The sequence below is a fragment of the Streptosporangium sp. NPDC003464 genome, assembly GCF_053588315.1.
The window spans coordinates 1-2,895 of record NZ_JBSFPS010000491.1 but is presented as its reverse complement, the minus strand read 5'-3'; the positions used below and the strand labels follow the sequence as shown (position 1 = coordinate 2,895).

The 2,895-nt window shown below is 69.3% G+C and carries 2 protein-coding genes and 1 pseudogene; 1 reads left to right on the top strand and 2 read right to left on the bottom strand.

The genetic code is table 11. The annotated features are described in order from the left end of the window. A pseudogene (locus tag ACWDS7_RS47680) lies at positions 1-539 on the top strand (ubiquinol-cytochrome c reductase cytochrome b subunit); the annotation flags it as partial. Positions 540-977: 438 nt separating this feature from the next. Here the strand turns inward: ACWDS7_RS47680 and ACWDS7_RS47675 are convergent. Both ACWDS7_RS47675 and ACWDS7_RS47670 read right to left on the bottom strand, forming a co-directional pair. Further along, on the bottom strand, positions 978-2,186 hold the full coding sequence (locus ACWDS7_RS47675; RefSeq protein WP_306857588.1) for a L,D-transpeptidase: 1,209 nt from the start codon (positions 2,184-2,186) through the stop codon (positions 978-980). A gap of 155 nt (positions 2,187-2,341) precedes the next feature. After that, entirely contained in the window at positions 2,342-2,737 is a 396-nt protein-coding gene (locus ACWDS7_RS47670; protein ID WP_451934701.1) for a cytochrome c oxidase subunit 4, read from the bottom strand. Positions 2,738-2,895: the final 158 nt, after the last annotated feature.

Here is a 2,895-nt window from a genome sequence, read left to right as displayed (position 1 = left end):
AGCGTCCCCGCAACAACCCGCTCCGCACCTCGATCGGCATGTCGGCGGTCACCTTCTACGGCATCCTGTGGCTGCTGGGCGCCAACGACGAGATCGCCTCGTTCTTCCACGTCTCGCTGAACTGGACGACCTACGTCGGCCGGGTGCTGATCTTCGTCGGCCCGGCGGTGGCCTACATGATCACCTACCGGGTCTGCCTGGGCCTGCAGCGCAGCGACGCCGCGGTCATCGGGCACGGCGTGGAGTCCGGCGTCATCAAGCGCCTGCCCTCGGGTGAATACATCGAGGTCCACGTCCCGCCGAACGAGGCCATCGAGGCCCACGTCCGGGGCAAGTCGGCGATCCCGGTGATCACCGGTACCGACGTCGACAGCGACGGCATCCCGCCCAAGGGGATGCGCGGCCCGCTCGGCAAGCTCCGCGCCAAGATGAGCAATGCCTACGGCGGCGAGAAGATCCCGCTCGACGGTGACCACGGTCACGACGAGCACGCGGCCATCGGCGCGGGCGAGGAAGACAAGTCCCTCACCCGCCACTGATCCGCTACGGACAGGGCCCGGACACCTCGGTGTCCGGGCCCTGTCGCTTTCCCGGGACGGGTCGCCCGCGCCGCCCGGAACGGTCCCCCGGCGCTCCCGCGGGCGGCTCCCGACGGCCCACGTCGCCTCCCGGACCGGTCCCCGGCGTCCCCGAGACGGCCCCTGAGGTGCTCCTACGCCCCAACCCCTCCCCCCAGGACCCACGTCCCGTCGGGCGGGCCGTACGGCCTCCTCAGCGGCTTCCACGCCTCACCGCGCCCGCCGGCCACCCCGGCCACCCCGGCCGAGCCCTGCTCCTCCGGTCCCACCGGCACGGCCCAGGACTCTCCCAGGACCGCCCTGGGGACTTCTCACGGCTCCTCACGCCTGTGCCGCCCCTCGCCCGGTCCAGGGAGCGGGCGGGCCGTACGGCACCCCCAGGGGCCCGCGCAGGCGCGGTCAGCGGGCCTCGGTGGTGAAGTGCTTGACGCTGCTCCACTTGAGCCACTGCTTCCAGTTCTCCTGCCAGTGCCCCCAGCCGTTGGTGGGCTCCAGTACCCGGGGCGAGCCGGTGATGATGATCGGGTCGCCGATCAGGGTGTTGTCGATGAACCACTTGGCGTTCGCCGGGCTGACGTTGACACAGCCGTGGCTGACGTTGGAGTTGCCCTGCGAGCCCACCGACCACGGGGCGCTGTGGACGTATTCGCCGCTGTTGGAGATGCGGACGGTGTTGTAGACCGTCATCTGGTAGTAGCCCGCCTGGCCGGGCCCGATCCCGGGCGAGGTCATGACGGTGACGGGCTCGCGGGACATGGCCAGGTGGATGCCGCTGGTCGTGTAGTACTTCCAGGTCCCGCCCTGGCCCGCGCTCATCGGCATCTCGCGGACCCTCCTGCCGTCGCGCCTGACGGTCAGGTGGTGGGAGTCGGTGCTCCCCCGGGTGATCTGGGAACGGCCGATCTTGAATTCGATGCGCTGGTTCCGCGCGCCGTACAGGCCCTCGCCGCCGCGCACGCCGGCCAGGCGGGCCTCGACCCGGACCTTGGTGTGGGCCGGCCAGAACTCCTTGGGGCGGAAGTGCACCGTCTTGTCGTCGAACCAGTGCCACGCCCCGAAGACCGGTTTGGAGGTGTGGACCAGCAGGTTGCGCTCCACCGAGACGCGGTCGGTGATGGGCTGGTCGAAAGTGATCATCACCGGCATGCCGACGCCGACGGTGAGACCTGTCATGTCCTTGTTGGGGACGAAGGTCTCGATGGCGAAGGTCTTGTCGGCCTTGACGGTGGAGAAGGAGGTGGTGGTCTGGGTGACCTTGCCGGCCGGGTTCACCGCGGTGGCGCTGACCTGGTAGGAGGTGCCGGGGGCCGCGGTGCCCCGGCTGCGCCACTGGGTGCCGTCGGCGCTCAGCGTGCCCGGCAGGAGACCGCCGCGGCCCTTCACGGTGACCTTCTTCAGGGTCCCCCCGTGGGCGGCCACCAGGACGGTGGTGTCGGTCGGCACCCTGCCGGTCCTGTCGATGGGCAGCACGGTGACGGTGGCGTCGGCGTGGCTCGCGGGGGTCGGTCCGCCCCGTACGTCGGTGCCGGTGCCGGCCGAGCATGAGGTCACCAGCACCAAGGCCAGCAGCCCGGCCCCCTGGCTCGAACCGCGGATCGCCTGCCTCACGTGAATTCCCCCGTCCCGGACTGATCGACTGATTCTGTTATTACCCGGAGTAAGCGGAGCACCACGTACGGCATGCCTCATGAACAGCCAACAAACGCAAAAAAGCGGGCCACGGAAGATTCCGTGGCCCGCCTCTCAGCGGAGATCGGCCGGGATCAGTGCGAGAAGTGACCCCGGTAGTACTCGAAGACGAACCCGATCATGCTCATGATGATCGCGAAGACGCCGATGATGAACAGCCACCAGCCGATGACCAGCCCGACCGCGGCGAGCGAGACGGCCAGGCAGACGAACAGCGGCCACCAGCTGTGCGGGCTGAAGAAGCCGAGCTCCCCGGCGCCGTCGCTGATCTCGGCCTGCTTGTTGTCCTCCGGCTGGTCGCCGATGCGGCGGGCCGTGTACATCAGGTAGTAGCCGATCATGAAGGCGAAGCCCACCGAGATGGCCATCGCCGTCGTGCCGACCGGCTCCCTCGACCAGAACCAGTAGACGACGTCCACTGCGGCGAAGAAGATTCCGCAGAGGATGAACAACCAACCCTGGACTTTCATCGGGTCTCCTCCTGCAGCTCACGCGGGGCCGAGGCGTAGGGGTATCTGAGGTCGAACGCCGGACGCTCGGAGCGGATGCGCGGCAGCGAGGTGAAGTTGTGCCGCGGCGGCGGGCAGGAGGTCGCCCACTCCAGGGAGTTGCCGAAGCCCCACGGGTC